This is a genomic window from Streptomyces sp. NPDC127097, assembly GCF_042724075.1.
Lineage (GTDB): Bacteria > Actinomycetota > Actinomycetes > Streptomycetales > Streptomycetaceae > Streptomyces.
Genome location: NZ_JBHXFI010000004.1, coordinates 35,661 through 51,023, shown reverse-complemented (window position 1 = coordinate 51,023; position 15,363 = coordinate 35,661). Strand labels below are relative to the sequence as shown.

Annotated in this window: 16 protein-coding genes; 8 read left to right on the top strand and 8 right to left on the bottom strand. The window is 71.9% G+C overall.

The genetic code is table 11. From position 1 onward, the window contains the following. Positions 1-42: 42 nt before the first annotated feature. The 5 genes from ACFWJW_RS05450 to ACFWJW_RS05430 form a co-directional block, all read right to left on the bottom strand. Complete coding sequence (locus tag ACFWJW_RS05450; RefSeq protein WP_350257049.1) at positions 43-126, bottom strand: putative leader peptide; 84 nt, start codon at positions 124-126, stop codon at positions 43-45. A 92-nt stretch (positions 127-218) separates the two neighbouring features. Then, entirely contained in the window at positions 219-818 is a 600-nt protein-coding gene (locus ACFWJW_RS05445) for a GNAT family N-acetyltransferase (protein ID WP_387235250.1), read from the bottom strand. Positions 819-991: 173 nt separating this feature from the next. Then, positions 992-1,684: a class F sortase gene (locus ACFWJW_RS05440; RefSeq protein WP_387235248.1), complete on the bottom strand. Its 693-nt coding sequence runs from the start codon at positions 1,682-1,684 to the stop codon at positions 992-994. A gap of 261 nt (positions 1,685-1,945) precedes the next feature. Continuing rightward, entirely contained in the window at positions 1,946-2,806 is an 861-nt protein-coding gene (locus ACFWJW_RS05435; protein WP_387235245.1) for an LLM class flavin-dependent oxidoreductase, read from the bottom strand. 219 nt (positions 2,807-3,025) lie between these two features. Beyond that, entirely contained in the window at positions 3,026-4,132 is a 1,107-nt protein-coding gene (locus ACFWJW_RS05430; RefSeq protein ID WP_387235242.1) for a helix-turn-helix domain-containing protein, read from the bottom strand. 153 nt (positions 4,133-4,285) lie between these two features. Between ACFWJW_RS05430 and ACFWJW_RS05425 the strand changes: the two genes are divergently transcribed. From ACFWJW_RS05425 to ACFWJW_RS05410, 4 genes are all read left to right on the top strand, one after another. Next, positions 4,286-4,480: a hypothetical protein gene (locus ACFWJW_RS05425; RefSeq protein WP_386435562.1), complete on the top strand. Its 195-nt coding sequence runs from the start codon at positions 4,286-4,288 to the stop codon at positions 4,478-4,480. A gap of 783 nt (positions 4,481-5,263) precedes the next feature. After that, positions 5,264-5,617 carry a radical SAM protein gene (locus ACFWJW_RS05420; protein ID WP_387235239.1) on the top strand — a complete coding sequence of 118 codons (354 nt, stop codon included), beginning with the start codon at positions 5,264-5,266 and terminating at the stop codon, positions 5,615-5,617. Further along, positions 5,587-6,174 carry an SPASM domain-containing protein gene (locus tag ACFWJW_RS05415; RefSeq protein ID WP_387235236.1) on the top strand — a complete coding sequence of 196 codons (588 nt, stop codon included), beginning with the start codon at positions 5,587-5,589 and terminating at the stop codon, positions 6,172-6,174. Before ACFWJW_RS05420 ends, ACFWJW_RS05415 begins: the two co-directional genes overlap by 31 nt. Next, positions 6,171-6,959, top strand: coding sequence for a phosphotransferase (locus ACFWJW_RS05410; protein WP_387235233.1), 789 nt, complete (start codon positions 6,171-6,173; stop codon positions 6,957-6,959). Before ACFWJW_RS05415 ends, ACFWJW_RS05410 begins: the two co-directional genes overlap by 4 nt. Before the next feature lie 258 nt (positions 6,960-7,217). Here the strand turns inward: ACFWJW_RS05410 and ACFWJW_RS05405 are convergent, their stop codons facing one another. Beyond that, entirely contained in the window at positions 7,218-8,507 is a 1,290-nt protein-coding gene (locus ACFWJW_RS05405; protein WP_387235230.1) for a GAF domain-containing protein, read from the bottom strand. Between the two features lie 271 nt (positions 8,508-8,778). On the opposite strand from ACFWJW_RS05405, the gene ACFWJW_RS05400 reads away from it, so the two are divergent. Continuing rightward, positions 8,779-9,201, top strand: a complete 423-nt coding sequence (locus tag ACFWJW_RS05400; protein ID WP_387235227.1) for a hypothetical protein — start codon at positions 8,779-8,781, stop codon at positions 9,199-9,201. Positions 9,202-9,404: 203 nt separating this feature from the next. Here ACFWJW_RS05400 and ACFWJW_RS05395 read toward each other — a convergent pair whose 3' ends face one another. Further along, entirely contained in the window at positions 9,405-11,048 is a 1,644-nt protein-coding gene (locus ACFWJW_RS05395; RefSeq protein WP_387235225.1) for an acyl-CoA dehydrogenase family protein, read from the bottom strand. 18 nt (positions 11,049-11,066) lie between these two features. Between ACFWJW_RS05395 and ACFWJW_RS05390 the strand changes: the two genes are divergently transcribed. After that, a complete protein-coding gene (locus ACFWJW_RS05390; RefSeq protein WP_387235222.1) occupies positions 11,067-12,194 on the top strand; it encodes a YihY/virulence factor BrkB family protein in 1,128 nt (375 codons plus the stop codon). 198 nt (positions 12,195-12,392) lie between these two features. Continuing rightward, positions 12,393-13,784: an MFS transporter gene (locus ACFWJW_RS05385; RefSeq protein WP_387235219.1), complete on the top strand. Its 1,392-nt coding sequence runs from the start codon at positions 12,393-12,395 to the stop codon at positions 13,782-13,784. Positions 13,785-13,879: 95 nt separating this feature from the next. Here ACFWJW_RS05385 and ACFWJW_RS05380 read toward each other — a convergent pair whose 3' ends face one another. Beyond that, positions 13,880-14,851 (bottom strand): helix-turn-helix transcriptional regulator, encoded by a 972-nt coding sequence (locus tag ACFWJW_RS05380; RefSeq protein ID WP_387235216.1) that lies wholly within the window; start codon positions 14,849-14,851, stop codon positions 13,880-13,882. Positions 14,852-14,953: 102 nt separating this feature from the next. Between ACFWJW_RS05380 and ACFWJW_RS05375 the strand changes: the two genes are divergently transcribed. Then, entirely contained in the window at positions 14,954-15,361 is a 408-nt protein-coding gene (locus tag ACFWJW_RS05375; protein WP_387235213.1) for a DUF3224 domain-containing protein, read from the top strand. Positions 15,362-15,363 lie beyond the last annotated feature (2 nt).

Below are 15,363 nucleotides of genomic sequence, written 5' to 3'. Positions count from 1 at the left end.
CTGGGTGCTGCTCAGGGGCCGAAGTCCCTGATGAAGGCAGCCTCAGCCCGCCCGACAAATGGCGCTGGACATGCGGCCGAGGTCGACGTGCCGCCGACTCACCAAGGCAATTCCAGCTCGAGACATGACGGAAGCCTGGCACGTCGCTCTCCGGCCAGTCCACCGTCATCCAGAATCTGGACACCTCTGTCCCGCATCGCGAGACAGTGTGTTGTCGGTCACCCTCCGGCGGGCGCACCGGACGTGAGCGGACCCGCACCGGGCCAGGGCCCGGGAGCGGCCGTCTCGGGCTCCTCGGTCACCGTGGTCTCGTACAGCCGGAAGCCGCGCCGCTGGTAGTTCGCCATCGCGTGCGGCCCGTCCAGGCTGCATGTGTGCACCCAGACCCGCTTGGTCGGCGCCCGCCCCGGCCACCGTTCGGCCAGGTCCCAGGCCCGCTCGATCCCGTACGCGAGCAGATGTCCGCCGATCCGGCGCCCCCGGAACGCCGGGAGGAGCCCGAAGTAGGTGATCTCCACGGAGCCGTCCGCCCCGCCCGCCAGCTCGATGAACCCGGCGGGCGTGCCGCGCTCGTACGCCACCCAGGTCTCCACGCCGGGCCGCCCGAGGAACTCCGCCCACTGGGCGTACGGCCAGGTCAGCCGGTCGGTCCAGGTGATGTCCCCGCCGACCGCCGTATAGAGGAAGCGGCTGAATTCGGGCGACGGCACCTCGGAGCGGGCGATGCGGACGCTCTGTCCGGCCGGCGGCTCCTGGGCGGGGGACGCGTCGGCGGGCGAGGTCTGTTCGAGGTACCAGGTGGTGACCGAGAGGCTCATGGGGTCAGGACATCACACCGGCCCCGGACCAGGGGCCGCCCGGCGGGGGAAAGCGGGGCGCCGAAGGGGCGGCAGCGGAGCGCTCCGGACCACCTCGAATCGTCCCGGATCGTGAGACGCCGGTTCACTTCGTGGTGCGGCGCCGGGCCGCCGGACCTCCTCGCTCCCCGGTGTCACCGGCCGTCCGGTGGCTCTCCCTGGCCGGATCCCGTCATCCGGGCGAAGACCACCACATTGCCCGCGTAACCGGAACCCGCCGCATAGGGGCCGCCGCAGGTCAGTACGCGCAGCTCGGGGCGTCCGGTGGTGCCGTAGACCTTCCGGGAGGGGAACTTCCGCTTGTCGAAGACCTGGATGCCGTAGACCTCGAAGACCGCGGTCCGGCCGTCCTCGCGGGTCACCCGGATCGTCCGGCCCTTCTCCAGGGCGCCCAGCCCGTAGAAGACCGCGGGCCCGATCCGGCTGTCGACGTGGCCGACGAGGACGGCGGTGCCGTTCTCCCCCGGGGTCGGGGCGTGCGCGTACCAGCCCGCCAGCCCGGGCTCCTCGGCCGGCGGCGCCACGATGCGGCCGTCCCCGTCCAGGCCCAGCGGCATCAGCGGCGCCGACACATCGAGCGACGGAATCGCCACCCGGGAGGGGGCGGAGCGGGGCAGCGGCGGCGGCGCGGGGCCGTCGGGCGGAAGGTCACCCGGGAAGAGCGCCGAACCGGCTCCGGGCTGCGGCGGCCCCGCCGGCTCCCCGGTCAGGCCCTGCCGCACCATGCCGAGGCCGACGAGACCGACCAGCGCCAGCACGCCCCACCGGGGCCGGCGCGGGGCCGCCGGATTCCCGGGCGCCGCTTGCGGCGGGCCTGGCGGGCTCATCACTCACCTCCGGGTAGCCGCACGCCCGGCAGCGAAGGGTCCGCGCGGTCGGCAAAGCCGGGGCACACCATCCAGGGTCGGTCCGGCTCGGGCCCGGCAGCGACAACAGCCGGCCGAACGGGTGGCGGCGCCGGAGCATCGCGCCGCCCACCCGCTCCACCGTCGCCGCCCGGCCCGCTCCACCGTGCCCGGGACCCGTCGTACGGTCGGCGGGCGGGCGCCCCTGGAGGACACCGCCCGCCGAACGGCCCCTACAGCCGGCTACTCGTCGTGGAACACCGCACCGGCCAGCCGCTCGACCTGGTCCGGATCCGGGGCCCAGCAATAGAGCATCACCTCGTCCGCGCCGACCTCTCGGCAGACGGCCACCGCCTCACGGATCCGGTCCCCGGTGGTGAGGAGGCCGTTCACCACGTGGTCGGCGAAGCTGTGCGGCGCGTAGTAGGCGCGCACTTCCGCGCGGGCGCGGTCGAGGGTCGGCTGCGGGCCGAGCGCGACATTGACCTGGGCCAGCAGCCGCGGACGTCCCGTACGGCCGGCCCGGTCCCAGGCGTCCTCCACCTGACGGAAGAGTCCGCCGATCTGCCGGGGCGGCAGTGCGGCACCGAGAAAGCCGTCGCCGAAGCGGGCCACGCGCTCCATCACGGCGGGCACGAAACCACCGAACAGCACCTCGGGCCCGCCGGGCCGTGCCGGGGCGGGGCCGATCGGCCCGACGTCCGCGGAGAGCGGCTCACCGGACCAGAGCCGCCGCATCGTCGCGAGCTGCGTGTCGAGCCGCCGGCCGCGGGTGCGCAGGTCGACGCCGGTGGCCAGATAGTCGTCCTCGCGGCCGCCGATGCCGATGCCGAGGGTGAAGCGGGAGCCGGACAGCAGATCGAGGGTGGCGGCCTGCTTGGCGAGCAGCGCCGTGCGGTGCAGCGGGGCGAGCAGCACCTCGGTCTGGAGCCGGATCCGGGAGGTGGCGCCGGCCAGGGTGGCCAGCGTGACGAGCGGCTCGGGGTTGCCGAACACCAGCCGGTCGAGGAGGGCGACGGTGCTGAACGGGGTGGCTTCGGCGCGCCGGGCCCAGCTCAGCAGCTGTGCGGGATCGCCGATGGGAAGGCCAAGACCTACGGACATGGTGGGTGTCCTCCAGAAGGGCATGCGGGCATGCGTGATCACGGATTGTCGTGTCGCCCGCTCGTTCGGCTCCGCGCGTGCGATACGCGCGAGCTGCTCCCGTTCTGCGACGGCCTTCTGGAGAGCTGATTCAGAGCACGGTCACCTTACGAGAGGGCCGTACGGCACCGCATCCGGTTTTTCCGCCCGTCGTACGGCTCGCCCCGCGCCGATGACCCCCTACGCCTCAATCTCTTCCATGAGCATGCGAAGCGTCAGGCTGTGCTTCTCGGGGGGCAGAGCCTCCATCGCGGCACGAGCGTAGGCAACACCGCCGGCCTTGTCGCCCGAGCGGGCGAGCATGAGCCCGCGGTGCATCTCAAGGTGAGTGGCAAACCGAGGCAGCTCTGCTGGTAACTCCCGCCGCGCAGCGTCCTGGGCGTCAACGGCAGTCTTCTCGTCACCGAGTCGGGCAGCCAAAAGGGACGTGAAAACGTTCATGCGCCAGTACGGCACCGCGTAGTCAGAGGTCTGCTCGTAGGAAGCGGCCGAGTCGAAGACTCGCCGCCCATCGGCCAGCAGATTCCGCGCCTGGGCGTGATCTCCCCGGATCGCGGCAGCGTGCGCCTTGCCCATGACGGCGTTGAGAAGTCCGAGGGACGGCCGCTTGCCGCTGATGGCGATCGCTTGGTCGGCGAGCATGTCAGCAACGCCCAGTGAGGCGCCCTCGTAGCCGAGTGCGATGGCTGCCCGGCCGCGTACCCACACCCGCGTTTGCTCGTCGTCGGATTCGTCTGCCGCCTGGGCCGCCATCCGGTACCACGACACGGCCTTGCTGCCGTCGCTGCCCGGGAACGTCTTGGCGTACAAGGTCATCAACCGGCTGGCCACCGACCACAAACGGGGATCGTCCAATTGCTGTTGCACTACGACGAGTTCACCAGAAACGCGGCGTTGGATGTCGCCGGCGCCCAAGGACATGTACTCGGTGCCGTAGGTGGAGAGTTTGCCTTCCCAGTCGTCGGCGCTCGGACCGCCTTGGAGGCGAGCGGCGAAGCCGCTGGTGAGTAGGTCGGATGCCACCACTGGGGCTATGGCTGTGGCCGCGGCATTGAACAGGAAGTTGCGTCGGTTCACTTCACCCTCAAGGACGGCTAGAGGTACATCCAGCACAGAGGACAGGCAAGCCAGATAGAAGTCACCCGGCACCACCTTGGAACATTCCCAGCGGCTGATGTACTCCCGGGTCAGCGAAGTGCCATGCCGATCGTTGAGTGCGGTTGCCAGCCTGCCCTGACTCCATCCTCGCGCCTCGCGCAATCCTCTGATCAAGTCCCCGATAGCCATCAACCCATCTTGCCCCTATAGCTGCCCCTGCTGGAGCAACTTGGGCGCCGCCTCTGTGCACTTGCCCCTAAGAATGCCACTGGCTGGACACGCAGCGTCGCGGGATGGTTACTCCACCGATGAGGCAATGAGGCCCGTAGGGGAGATGTTGACGTGACGTACCGAGTGGGGGCCTACGTGTGGGACGAGGCCCGCGCCAAGGTCGGCGTGGTGATGGACGAACGCTGGGGTGAGGTGCAGCTTCGTCCGGTCGGCGGTGGCACGGAGTGGTCGGCCCAGAGACGGGCGCTCCGGCTGGCGACCGGGGACGAGAAGGCCGCGGCCGGCGTCTGCGCCAAGTCCACATGACTCGGCTTCTCGTCCGCTGCGACCTGTGCGTCGCCCTGAACCGGGGCTGGAGTCGCGCATGGGGCGCATGCGATAACGAGTTGGCCGCGGCCTGCACGGACGTGTTGCGTTGGGGCCACGTCGATGCCCACACGCACGGAGAACGTGAGCGTCCACCGCTCGTCGCCACCCGTGACGGAATCATCCACATCCCAGCCACTGAGCAAGTGCCGGCGTGCCCGGATTCGTGCGCCATCTGCGCGGGGAAGGGACGCCCCGTATTCGAGGAATCCGCCTATGTGGCCCTTGCCTGACCATATGTTTCCTGGCCCTCGTCAAAGGCGTTGCCCGGCCAGGAAATCGCTGCGGCCCAGCCGGGCCGAGATGCAGATGTTCACCTACCACCAAGTTGAGGTCTGCGAGCCCGACCAGAGGTGGGCGCGTTGCGAGCTGAGACACCGGCACAAGGGGCTCCACTACGCGCACGTGGAGACGGAGGGCAGGACGCTCTGGTGGAAGCGTCGGCACAAGAGGAAATAGACGCCCCGGCCCGGCCACACGACATCCCCCGTGCAGTGGTCCGGGCCGGGGAGCCCCGCACCACCGGCAACGCCACCCGCCGGGGTGTGGAAGTGGTCGCCTGGGCGCACACCCCGCCGCGTCCAGGCGACCCGCACAAGAACGAAGTGCGAGACCCGAGTGGAGGGTTACCGGAGGTCCGTACAGGCTCCCGCTCAGCGGTGACACATCCTGAGGCGGGTGATGGGAAGCACGTGCTCGATCACACGAGAAGGAGTCACGACAGTGTCAACGATCTCCAGTGAGTCAGCATTACCGACCGAGCAGCAGACCGCGACGAAGCTGCTGTGGCTGGACCTGACACGGAAGTGTCAGCTGGCGTGCAAGCAGTGCTACAACGCGTCGGGGCCCGACGGGACGCACGGAAGCATGAGCCGCGAGAACTGGCTCAACGTCCTGGACCAGGCCGCCGCGTGCGGCGTCGAGCGGATTCAGTTCATCGGTGGCGAGCCCACCATGCACCCGCACTTCGCGGAGCTGGTGGACCATACGCTGAACGTCGGTCTCCACGTCGAGGTGTACAGCAACTTGGTGCACGTCTCCAACGAGTGCTGGAGGTTTTCCAGCGCCACGGTCTGAGTCTGGCCACCTCGTACTACTCGGACCAAGCCGAGCAGCACAACGCGGTGACCGGCCGACCCTCCCACACCCGCACCCGCGGCAACATCGAGCGGGCCGTGCGGCTGGGCATTCCGCTGCGGGTCGGCATCATCGACGGCGGCAATGGACAGCGGGTCGACGAGGCCCGCGAGGAGCTTGCGGCGATGGGCGTCAGCCGCATCTCCGTCGACCACGTCCGCCCCTTCGGGCGCGGAGCCGAGGGCCGGGCCCCGGAGGCCACCAGCCTCTGCGGCCAGTGCGGGACCGGCCGGGCCGTCATCAGCCCCACGGGCGAGATGGCCCCGTGCGTCTTCTCCACCTGGATGGGTGTCGGCAACGTCCAAGAAGCTCCCCTGGCCTCTATCCTCAACGGCACCGCCATGAGCGACGCCACGAAGTCCATCCGGCGCGCGGTCGGTCGGGGCGGGGACGAAGACGACGACAACAGCGGCGACAGTAGCGGCAGCTGTGGCCCCGTGGGCGACGGTGAGTGCTCGCCGGGGTATCCCAGCAGTTCGTGTAGCCCGAGGAGTTGAGCCCCATCGACAACGAGGCCCTATGGACACTCGTGCGGCCGTACACCGGTGAACAGTATGAGGTTCAGTCGACCACGCGAGGGAACGGTTCCGACGTCACGGCTCTGGTCCACTGCGACGAAGGCCCTGTCTTCGTCAAAGCCTGCCGGAACAGTCCAGGAGGCCGGCGCGCTTCCATCATTCGGGAACGGTTGGTGAATCCGTACGTTCGACCCGTCTCACCGGCCTTGCAGTGGCACGCGGAGGATGACGAGTGGATCGCTCTCGGCTTCGAGTTCATCGAGGGGAGATCGTCGGACTTCACGCCCGAATCTCGCGACCTTCCCGATGTCGTCGGCATCGTCGAACAAATCGGGGAACTGCCACTCCCCGGCGAGGCCGACGAATGGCAGGAGACGCGTTGGGACCGTTTCGCAGACGAGGCCGACACCCAACTGTTCCGGGGTAAGACGCTGTTGTTCACCGACGTCAACCCGGACAACCTGATGATGGGGTACGGGCGGGCGTGGGCGGTCGACTGGTCATGGCCAACTCACGGGGCCGCCTTTATCGACCCATCGTGCCTGATCGTGCAGCTCATCGCTGCCGGACACACGCCCGAGTCGGCCGAGCACTGGGCGGGTAGCTGCAAGGGGTGGACCGATGCGGACACGCGGGCAATCGACGCGTTCGCCGCAGCCACCGCACGCATGAACCGTGCCTTCGCCGATCGCAACCCGGACGCGTCCTGGCTCGGTGCGATGGCGGACGCAGCACAAGCGTGGGTGGACCACCGCGCGCGATAGGTCACGGATGCTGTCCTGCTGGACGGAGCCAGCAGGAACGCAAAGATGCGCCCCCATCCTGCTTCCAGGGTGGGGGCGCGTCCTTTGGACCAGCCGGTGACCGACGGGTGTTCCTCGGAGCCGACACGCTTGACCCCCGGCATCGGCCTGCATCACCACCCGGCCCGCGCGGCCGCCCGGCGGTCCCTCGGCCCCGCCCGGCTGCTCCTCCGGACCGAGTCGGCCGCCCCGCCGGCCATCCCCGCCCGGCCCGCGCCCTCACCCCCGCCGCGCCGCCGCCACCGCGGGTGCCAGGGACTGCGGCAGCAGATGGACGGGCTGCGGTGGCAGTCGGAGTTCCACCTCCACCCCGTCCGCGAAGCGGTAGGGCCGGTGGGCCAGCACGCTCGCGAGATGCCGGCGGAGCCGGGACAGCTCCGCGCGCACCGTGACCGTACGGCTGTCGTCGCCGAACAGGTCCCGGGCGAGTTCGGCGGCGCTGCGCCCCTGTGGATGCGCGGCGAGCACGAACAGCAGCTCGGCATGGCGCGGGGTCAGCTCGTGCGACCAGCTGCCGGCCGGTCCGCTGACGGTGACCGTCGAGCCGTCCCGGCCGCTGACGTCCAGCACCACCCGGCTCGGTGCGAGGTCCCGCTCCCGCTGCCCGATACGGATCAGCCAGCCGCCGGGCAGCGGCTCCAGGGTGCACATGCCGTAGCGCGGCAGCCACAACGGCCCGGCCTCGGGCGACTTGGGCAGTGCCACCCGGTCCGGCGGGGTCAGGCCCGTCACCCCCACCACCCAGCCGTGCGGGTCGACGGCCAGTGCCCGTCCGCCGATCCGTGCCAGCACCGGCGCCGCGCTCGACCGCAGCCGCTCCAGGGAGAGGTGGTGGCGGGTGCGCAGCTCGCCCTCGGCGAGCCGGGCGACCGCGGACACCAGCGAGAGCGTCGTGGGGTGGAAGCCGGGCGCCGGGCCGCTGACGTCCACCGTGCCCAACAGCCGCCCGTCGCGCGGGTCGTGGAGCGGCGCCGCGGCACAGGTCCACTGGTGGTGGCTGCGGACGAAGTGCTCGGCGGAGTGCACCAGCACCGGCCGGCGGGCCACCAGGGCGGTGCCGATGGCGTTGGTGCCGACGACGTCCTCCGTCCAGTCGGCGCCCTTGTCGAAGCCCAGCCGGTCGGCCATCCGGCGGACCGGCGCGCTGCCCTCCCGCCACAGCACCCGGCCCTCGGCATCGGTGACCACCATGATCTGCTGGGCGGCATCGGCCGCCGCCAGCAGCCCCTCGTTGAGCACCGGCAGCACCGGGCTCAGCCGGGAAACCTGCCGACGGTGCTCCAACTCCGCGACGGACAACGGGGTTTGCGGCTGCTCCCCGTCCGGGTCCACGCCCGAGAAGCGGGCCCGGCGCCAGGACTCGCCGATGACCGCGCGGGGCGCGTCGGACGGGGCGTCGGACGGTGTCCCGCCCGTGAGCGCGGCCTCCCGGACCGTGGCGAGGCGGTGGGCGGTCACGCGGATGTCCTGGGCCGACCAGATGGCACTGTCGATCGGTCTCTCGCTCACACTGCTCTCCGTTGCGCACTGTCCCCGGGTGCTGCCCGTCGTGCCGTCACCAGGCCGTCCTGGAAGGGTCATTGTTCAGGTCCGGACCGGCGCACTGCAACGGACTGCAACCGTTGTGGCCTATGACGCGTTCCCGGGAATCTTGGCGGAGCGGCCGATGGTGCCCCGCCACCGCGGGTTCGCCGGACACCCGTCGGGGAACCACCGGTGAGGGCCGGGGATGCCATCGGCCGCCGGTGCGATGTCGGCAGTGCGGGGGAGGGGGCGCACCATGAGGGCCGCTGCCCCGCGCGTGGTGGTGATCGGAGCCGACGAGGGGACCCGCGTCGTGCGTGCCGGCCGGCTGGCGGAGCACTACGCGATTCCCCGGCTGCCCGCGGTCGACCTGCTGATCCGGCGTCAGCGGCTGCCCGCCGACGGCTATGTCGTCGACGGCGCCCCGCAGCTGCTCGACCGGGTGGCCGGCACCGGCGGCCTGCTGCCCGCGCTGGCCTTCGCCGACCTCGTGGTCCTGCTGGACGGCGCGGAGTGGAGCGGTGCCGACGAGGCCGGCCGGGTGCTGCGCTACTACGAGGCGCGCGGGGTGCTGGTGGCGTTCCCGCCGGACGCGCCGGACGGCGACCTCGTCGTGGCCATCGACGCCGCGGTGCGCGGGCGCAGCGCGGACCCGCCGGAGCGCCCCGGCCGCCCCTGAGACCGGGGAGCGGTGCCGGGTCGGCGCGGCACCGCTCCCTGACCGGCGCGGCGGCGGTAACCCCCTGTCCCCGTCGCTCCGCGCGGCCGACGGCCCGGAGACGACGGGGAGCCGCCGCCGCGTCGCTGCACCGGCCGGGCCCGCGGGGCCCAGCAGTCACCGGCCGGGCCCGCGGGGCCCAGCACGGCCGGCCCGGCGGGGGCTCAGCAGTCGATCACCGGCCGGGCCCGCTCCACCACCGTGGCGAGATCCAGGGTGTGCGGCAGCGTGCCGAACGCCGCGCCCGCGTCGCCGCCCAGCCGGGAGGCGCAGAACGCATCGGCGACCTCGGACGGTGCATGGCGCACCAGCAGCGACCCCTGGAGCACCAGCGCCATCCGCTCCACCAGCCGCCGGGCCCGCGCCTCGATGCCCTCCAGGTCGGCGAGTTCGGTGAGCATCCCCTTGATCGCCCGGTCCAGCCGGTGGTCCGCGCCGCGCGCCGCCCCGACCTCGGTCAGGAACGCGTTCAGCGCCTCGGGTTCGCGCCGCAGGGCCCGCAGGACGTCCAGTGCCTGGACATTGCCGGCGCCCTCCCAGATCGAGTTGAGCGGCGCCTCCCGCAGCAGCCGTGGCAGCCCCGACTCCTCGACATAGCCGTTGCCGCCCAGGCACTCCAGCGCCTCCGCCACCATCGGCGTGCACCGCTTGGTCACCCAGTACTTCGCCGCCGGGACCGCCAGCCGCAGGAAGTGCCGGTCCCGCTCGGTGCCGCCGTCGTACGCGGCCGCCAGCCGCAGTGCGAGCGTGGTCGCCGCCTCCGACTCCAGCGCCAGATCGGCCAGCACATTGCGCATCAGCGGCTTGTCGATCAACCGGCCGCCGAACGCCTCCCGGTGGGCGCTGTGGTGAACGGCCTGCGCCACCGCCTGCCGCATCACCGCCGCGGAGGCGCTGACGCAGTCCAGCCGGGTCGCCGCGACCATCTCGATGATCGTCGCCACCCCGCGCCCCTCCTCGCCGACCCGGCGCGCCCAGGTCCGCCCGTCGAACTCGACCTCCGCCGAGGCGTTCGAGCGGTTGCCGAGCTTGTCCTTGAGCCGCTGGATGAGGAAGGAGTTACGGGTGCCGTCCGGCAGCACCCGCGGCAGCAGAAAGCAGGTGAGCCCTCCGGGGGCCTGGGCCAGCACCAGGAAGGCGTCCGACATCGGCGCCGAACAGAACCACTTGTGTCCGGTCAGCACATACTCGCCGGGTGCGGCCAGCGGCTCGGCGCGGGTGGTGTTGGCCCGTACGTCGCTGCCGCCCTGCTTCTCCGTCATGGCCATCCCGGCCAGCGCGCCGCCCTTCTCGGCCACCGGCCGCAGCTCCTGCTCGTACACCGGGGAGGTCAGCAGCGGCTCCCATTCGGCCGCCAGCTCCGGCTCGGCACGCAGCGCGGGTACCGCCGCATGGGTCATCGACACCGGACAGCCGTGCCCCGCCTCGGCCTGCGTCCACACGATGAAGCCGGCGGTGCGGCGGACATGGCCGTCCGGCCGGGACCAGGCGCCGGTCAGACCGGAGGTGACGGCGTGGCCGAGCAGCCGGTGCCAGGCCGGGTGGAACTCCACCTCGTCGATGCGGTGGCCGAAACGGTCATGGGTGCGCAGCACCGGTGGATGCCGGTCGGCCTGTTCGGCCCAGTGCCGGGCGTGCTCGGAGCCGGCCGCCCTGCCCAGCGTGCCCAGCTCTTCGCGGACCTCGTCGAGCCGCTCGGCGGCGATGTAGCGGGTGATGCCCTCGGTGAGGGCCGGGTCGTTCGCGAAGACGTCGTAGCCGACCAGCGGCGGGGGCTGGTTCGTGACCGTGTGAGTGGTGGCTGCCATGCCGGATACGGTAAGGAGGTGCAGCCGGAGAACGAACCAACCGAGCGGCCCGCGGGCCGTCTGACCAAGGCCCGAGCCCTCTACCGCAACGTTTCCAAGCGCCGGCTCGCCTGGCTCCTGCTGAAGGACACCGTCAACTCCTGCATGAAGTACCGGGTCACCGGTCTGGCCGCCGAGGCCGCGTTCTGGAGCCTGCTGTCGTTGCCGCCGCTGATCCTGGGGCTCCTGGGTGTGCTCGGCTATACGGACGCCTGGATCGGCCACGACACCATCAACAGCGTCCGGCAGCGCATCCTCGACGGCGCCGGCACCGTGCTGTCCGACAAGGGCGTGAACGAGATCGCCCGGCCGCTGCTCAACGATGTCTTCACCGGCCGCCGCCCGGACGTCATCTCCTTCGGCTTCGCCATCGCCCTGTGGTCCGGCTCCCGGGCGATGAATGTCTTCGTCGACACCATCACCATCATGTACGGGCTCGACGGGCGGCGCGGCATCGTCAAGACCCGGCTGCTGGCGTTCGTGCTCTACCTCGCCGCGCTGCTGGTCGGCGCCGTCGCGCTGCCGCTGATGGTGGCCGGCCCCGACACCGTCGTGAGCTGGCTGCCGGCCAGCGAGCATGTCATCCGGGCGCTGTACTGGCCGGTCGTCCTGCTGCTGTCGGTCGCCTTCCTCACCACCCTCTACCACGCCTCCGTACCGGTCCGTTCGCCCTGGCCGGAGGACATCCCCGGCGCGGTGGTCGCGCTCGGCATGTGGCTGCTCGGCAGCTTTCTGCTGCGGCTCTACCTCACCTCGACGGTCGAGGGGCCCACGATCTACGGCTCGCTGGCCGCGCCGGTCGCCGTGCTGCTGTGGATCGGGGTGTCCGCCTTCGCGGTGCTGGTGGGTGCCGCGATGAATGCCTCGCTCGACCGGGTGTGGCCGTCGGTCGCCACGGCCGCGGCGCGCGAGGAGATCGCCCGGCGGATGGCCGCGAAGACCGGGGCGACGCCGGACACCGGCGAGGCGGACGGCGCCGCGGCGGACGACGAGGGCCGCGAGGGCCAGGGCGAGGGTCACGGGGACGGCCACGGCGAGGGCCACGGCGAGGGCGGTGACGGCCGCGCGGGCGGCGGCCAGGGCCGGGGCGACGGCCGCGACGGCTGACCCGGCGTCACTCGTCCGGCCGCATACGGCCGCCTACGTCCGCACACGGCCGCGGTGCGCCGCGCGCGACGGCGCGGGAAGCCCTGCACGATGCACGATGCGCGAGCCATTGACACCCACCGAACCCGGGCAGATGATCCTTGCCGACCGTTCGGCGAACGAAAGTTCACCAGGCGAACTTCCCGCTGGTATCGCACCGTGATCCGTGAATCCGAGGTCCCCATGTCTCCCACCGGCACGTCCTCCACCGGTCTTCCGCCCTCCGCCGCCCGCGGCCACACCTTCCGTTCCGTCGCACCCGTCCTGGCGCTGTGCTGGCTCGCCGTCTTCTTCGACGGGATGGACGTCAGCATCTACGGCGCCGTCATGCCGCATATGCTCGACGACCCCGCATTCGGCCTCACCCCCGCGATGGCCGGCACGATCGGCAGCTGGGTCACCCTCGGCATGCTGATCGGTGCGCTGAGCACCGGGACCCTCACCGACTGGCTCGGCCGCCGTCCCGTCCTCGTCGCCGGGGTGCTGGTGTTCTCCGCCGGTTCGGCGGCGTGCGCGCTCGCCGGCTCGCCCGGCCTGTTCGGCGCCGGACGCTTCCTCGCCGGTCTGGGGCTCGGCGGCCTGATGCCCATCTGCCTGTCGATGGTGATGGAGTTCGCGCCGCGCGGCCGGGCCGCCCTCGCCACCGGGCTGCTGATGACCTCGTACCACGCTGGCGCCATGGGTGCGACGGTCCTGGGGCTGACGCTCGCCCCCACGCACGGCTGGCGGTGGGTGTTCTGGGTCGGTGCGCTGCCCGCGTTCGTCGCCGCCCCGCTGCTGCTGCGCCTGCTGCCGGAGTCGCCCGGTGTGCTGCTCGCCAAGGGCCGTACCGCCGAGGCCGCGGCGGTCGCCGGCCGCTACGGCATGGCCCCGCCCGTCCTCGCCGACGCACCGGCCCAGGGCGCCAAGGGCCGCCTCGCCTCGGTCCTCGCCCTCTTCCGCCCCGGCGTCCGCCTGGCCACCCCGCTGCTGTGGCTCGCCTCGTTCTGCGGCCTTCTCCTGGTGTACGGCGTCAGTACCTGGCTGCCGCAGATGATGCGCGCCTCCGGGTACGGCCTCACGTCCTCGGTCAGCTTCCTGTTCATCATCAACGCGGGCGGGATCGCCGGCCTGCTGATCGCCGGCCGCCTCGGCGACCGCTACGGCCCGGTCCGGATCTCCGCCCTCTGGTTCCTGCTGACCGCCGTCGGCGCCCTGCTCCTCGGGGCGCGGCTGCCGCTCGGCGCCACCTACGTGGTCGTCGCCGTCACCGGCGTCTGGCTCTTCAGCGCACAGGTGATGGTGTACGCGGCCACCCACCGCGTCTATCCGCCCACCGAACGGGCCACCGGCCTCGGCTGGGTCACCGGCATCGGCCGCACCGGCGCGGTCGTCGGCCCCTGGCTCGGCGGCGTCCTCGCCGCGACCGCCAACAGCCAACTCGGCTTCACCGTCTTCGCGTTGGCCGGTCTGCTGGGTGCGCTCGCCATCGGCGCGGTACCGCTCGCCCGGCGCCTCGGGCGCCCGGCGGCTAGCGCGTCGGTGCCGGAGGTGGCCGGCGTGGAGCGGTGAGCGGGAGGCCGCCCGGGTCCGGGTGCCGGGACGCCGGCCCGGTACGCGATGCCGGCGCCGCTGCCACGACCAGGAGAGCAGCGCCCAGGACGGGTTCAGGGTTCCGTCGCGTAGCGGTCCGCGAGTACGGCCACGGCCTGGGCGAGGGCCTGCCGCAGTGCGGAGGGGCCGAGCACCTCTGCCTCCGTGCCGAGCCTGAGCAGGTCGCTGACCGCCACGGCGGTCCCTTCGACCGGTAGCTCCACCTGTACCCAGCCCTCGTGGTCCGGCGGCCCGGCGCTCTCCAGGGCCCGTGCGCCCGCGGCGCCGAACTGCGCCGGTAGCAGCCGCTGCGCCAGGGGTGAGATCCGCAGCCGTGCGGTTCCCTGGTGCAGCGTGGCCTCCAGGCGGCGGGAAGCCTCCTCCCAGTAGGCGGCCAGGGCGAATCCGGCCGGCCGCTCGAAGTGCTCTCCGGTGAGGTCCACGGCCAGGAACCGTGCCATCCGGTAGGTCCGTACGGCCCCGTCCGCAAGCGCCGCCAGGTACCAGAGGCCGCCTTTGAGGACGAGGCCGAGCGGATGGAGTTCCCGGTGGATTTCACCGCTCCAGCGTCGGTAGTGGACACGGAGCATCCGCTGCTCCCACACCGCTTGCGCGACCGACGCCAGATGGGGCGCCGGATCGGCGTCCCGGAACCAGGCGGGCGCATCCAGGTGGAACCGGTCCTGCATGCGGCGGGTGCGCTCGGCCAGTTCGGCCGGGAGAGCGGCCTGCACCTTCAGCTGCGCGGTCGCCAGCACCGCGCCCAGGCCCAGCTCCCGCGCCGGCCCGGGCGCTCCGGCGAGGAAGAGCGCGGCGGCCTCGGCGTCGGTGAGCCCGGTCAGCCGGGTGCGGTATCCGTCCATCAGGCGGTAGCCGCCGGCGGGCCCGCGGTCGGCTCGGACCGGGACTCCCGAGGCGAGCAGCGCCTCGATGTCCCGGTGGACCGTACGGACCGACACCTCCAGTTCCGCCGCGAGTTCGGGAGCGGTCATCCGCCCGCGGTTCTGGAGCAGCAGAAGCAGGGAGAGAAGCCGGTCGGCACGCATCCGGAGATTGTCCCGCGTACCTGACAGGAGGTGTCAGGTACGGCCCTCAGGCTGGCCACGCACCGCACGCAAGAACCCGTGCGGCCGACCGAGAGGACCTCCATGCCCGTGCAGACCACCGGCCAGTTCACCTTCGCCAACTGGGAGGAGAGGGCGGTCGGTTCGAGTGAAGTGAGCCCGAGGATCGCCCACGCCTCCGTCACCAACACCTTCTCCGGCGGCATCGAGGCCGTCGATACCACCTGCGAATACAGCATCGTCTACGTCACGGAGAAGACCGGCACCTTCACCGGTATGGAGATGCTGGCCGGGCGGCTCGACGGGCGGGAAGGCGCCTTCGTCGTCGAGGAACGCGGCTCGTTCGGTGCCGACGGCTCCGTGCGCTGCACCTTCGAGGTCGTGCCCGGAAGCGGCACCGGGGAGCTGACCGGGCTGCGCGGGACCGGCGGTTTCACCACCGGACCCGGCGCCTCGTCCGTCCCCTACACCTTCCGCTACGACCTGGACTGACC

Coding starts and splice junctions, on each gene's coding strand:
- ACFWJW_RS05440 (WP_387235248.1), bottom strand. CDS start 1,684: ATGAGCCCGCCAGGCCCGCCGCAAGCGGCGCCCGGGAATCCGGCGGCC.
- ACFWJW_RS05445 (WP_387235250.1), bottom strand. CDS start 818: ATGAGCCTCTCGGTCACCACCTGGTACCTCGAACAGACCTCGCCCGCC.
- ACFWJW_RS05395 (WP_387235225.1), bottom strand. CDS start 11,048: ATGGCAGCCACCACTCACACGGTCACGAACCAGCCCCCGCCGCTGGTC.
- ACFWJW_RS05375 (WP_387235213.1), top strand. CDS start 14,954: ATGCCCGTGCAGACCACCGGCCAGTTCACCTTCGCCAACTGGGAGGAG.
- ACFWJW_RS05380 (WP_387235216.1), bottom strand. CDS start 14,851: ATGCGTGCCGACCGGCTTCTCTCCCTGCTTCTGCTGCTCCAGAACCGC.
- ACFWJW_RS05450 (WP_350257049.1), bottom strand. CDS start 126: ATGTCTCGAGCTGGAATTGCCTTGGTGAGTCGGCGGCACGTCGACCTC.
- ACFWJW_RS05400 (WP_387235227.1), top strand. CDS start 8,779: ATGAGGGCCGCTGCCCCGCGCGTGGTGGTGATCGGAGCCGACGAGGGG.
- ACFWJW_RS05430 (WP_387235242.1), bottom strand. CDS start 4,132: ATGGCTATCGGGGACTTGATCAGAGGATTGCGCGAGGCGCGAGGATGG.
- ACFWJW_RS05435 (WP_387235245.1), bottom strand. CDS start 2,806: ATGTCCGTAGGTCTTGGCCTTCCCATCGGCGATCCCGCACAGCTGCTG.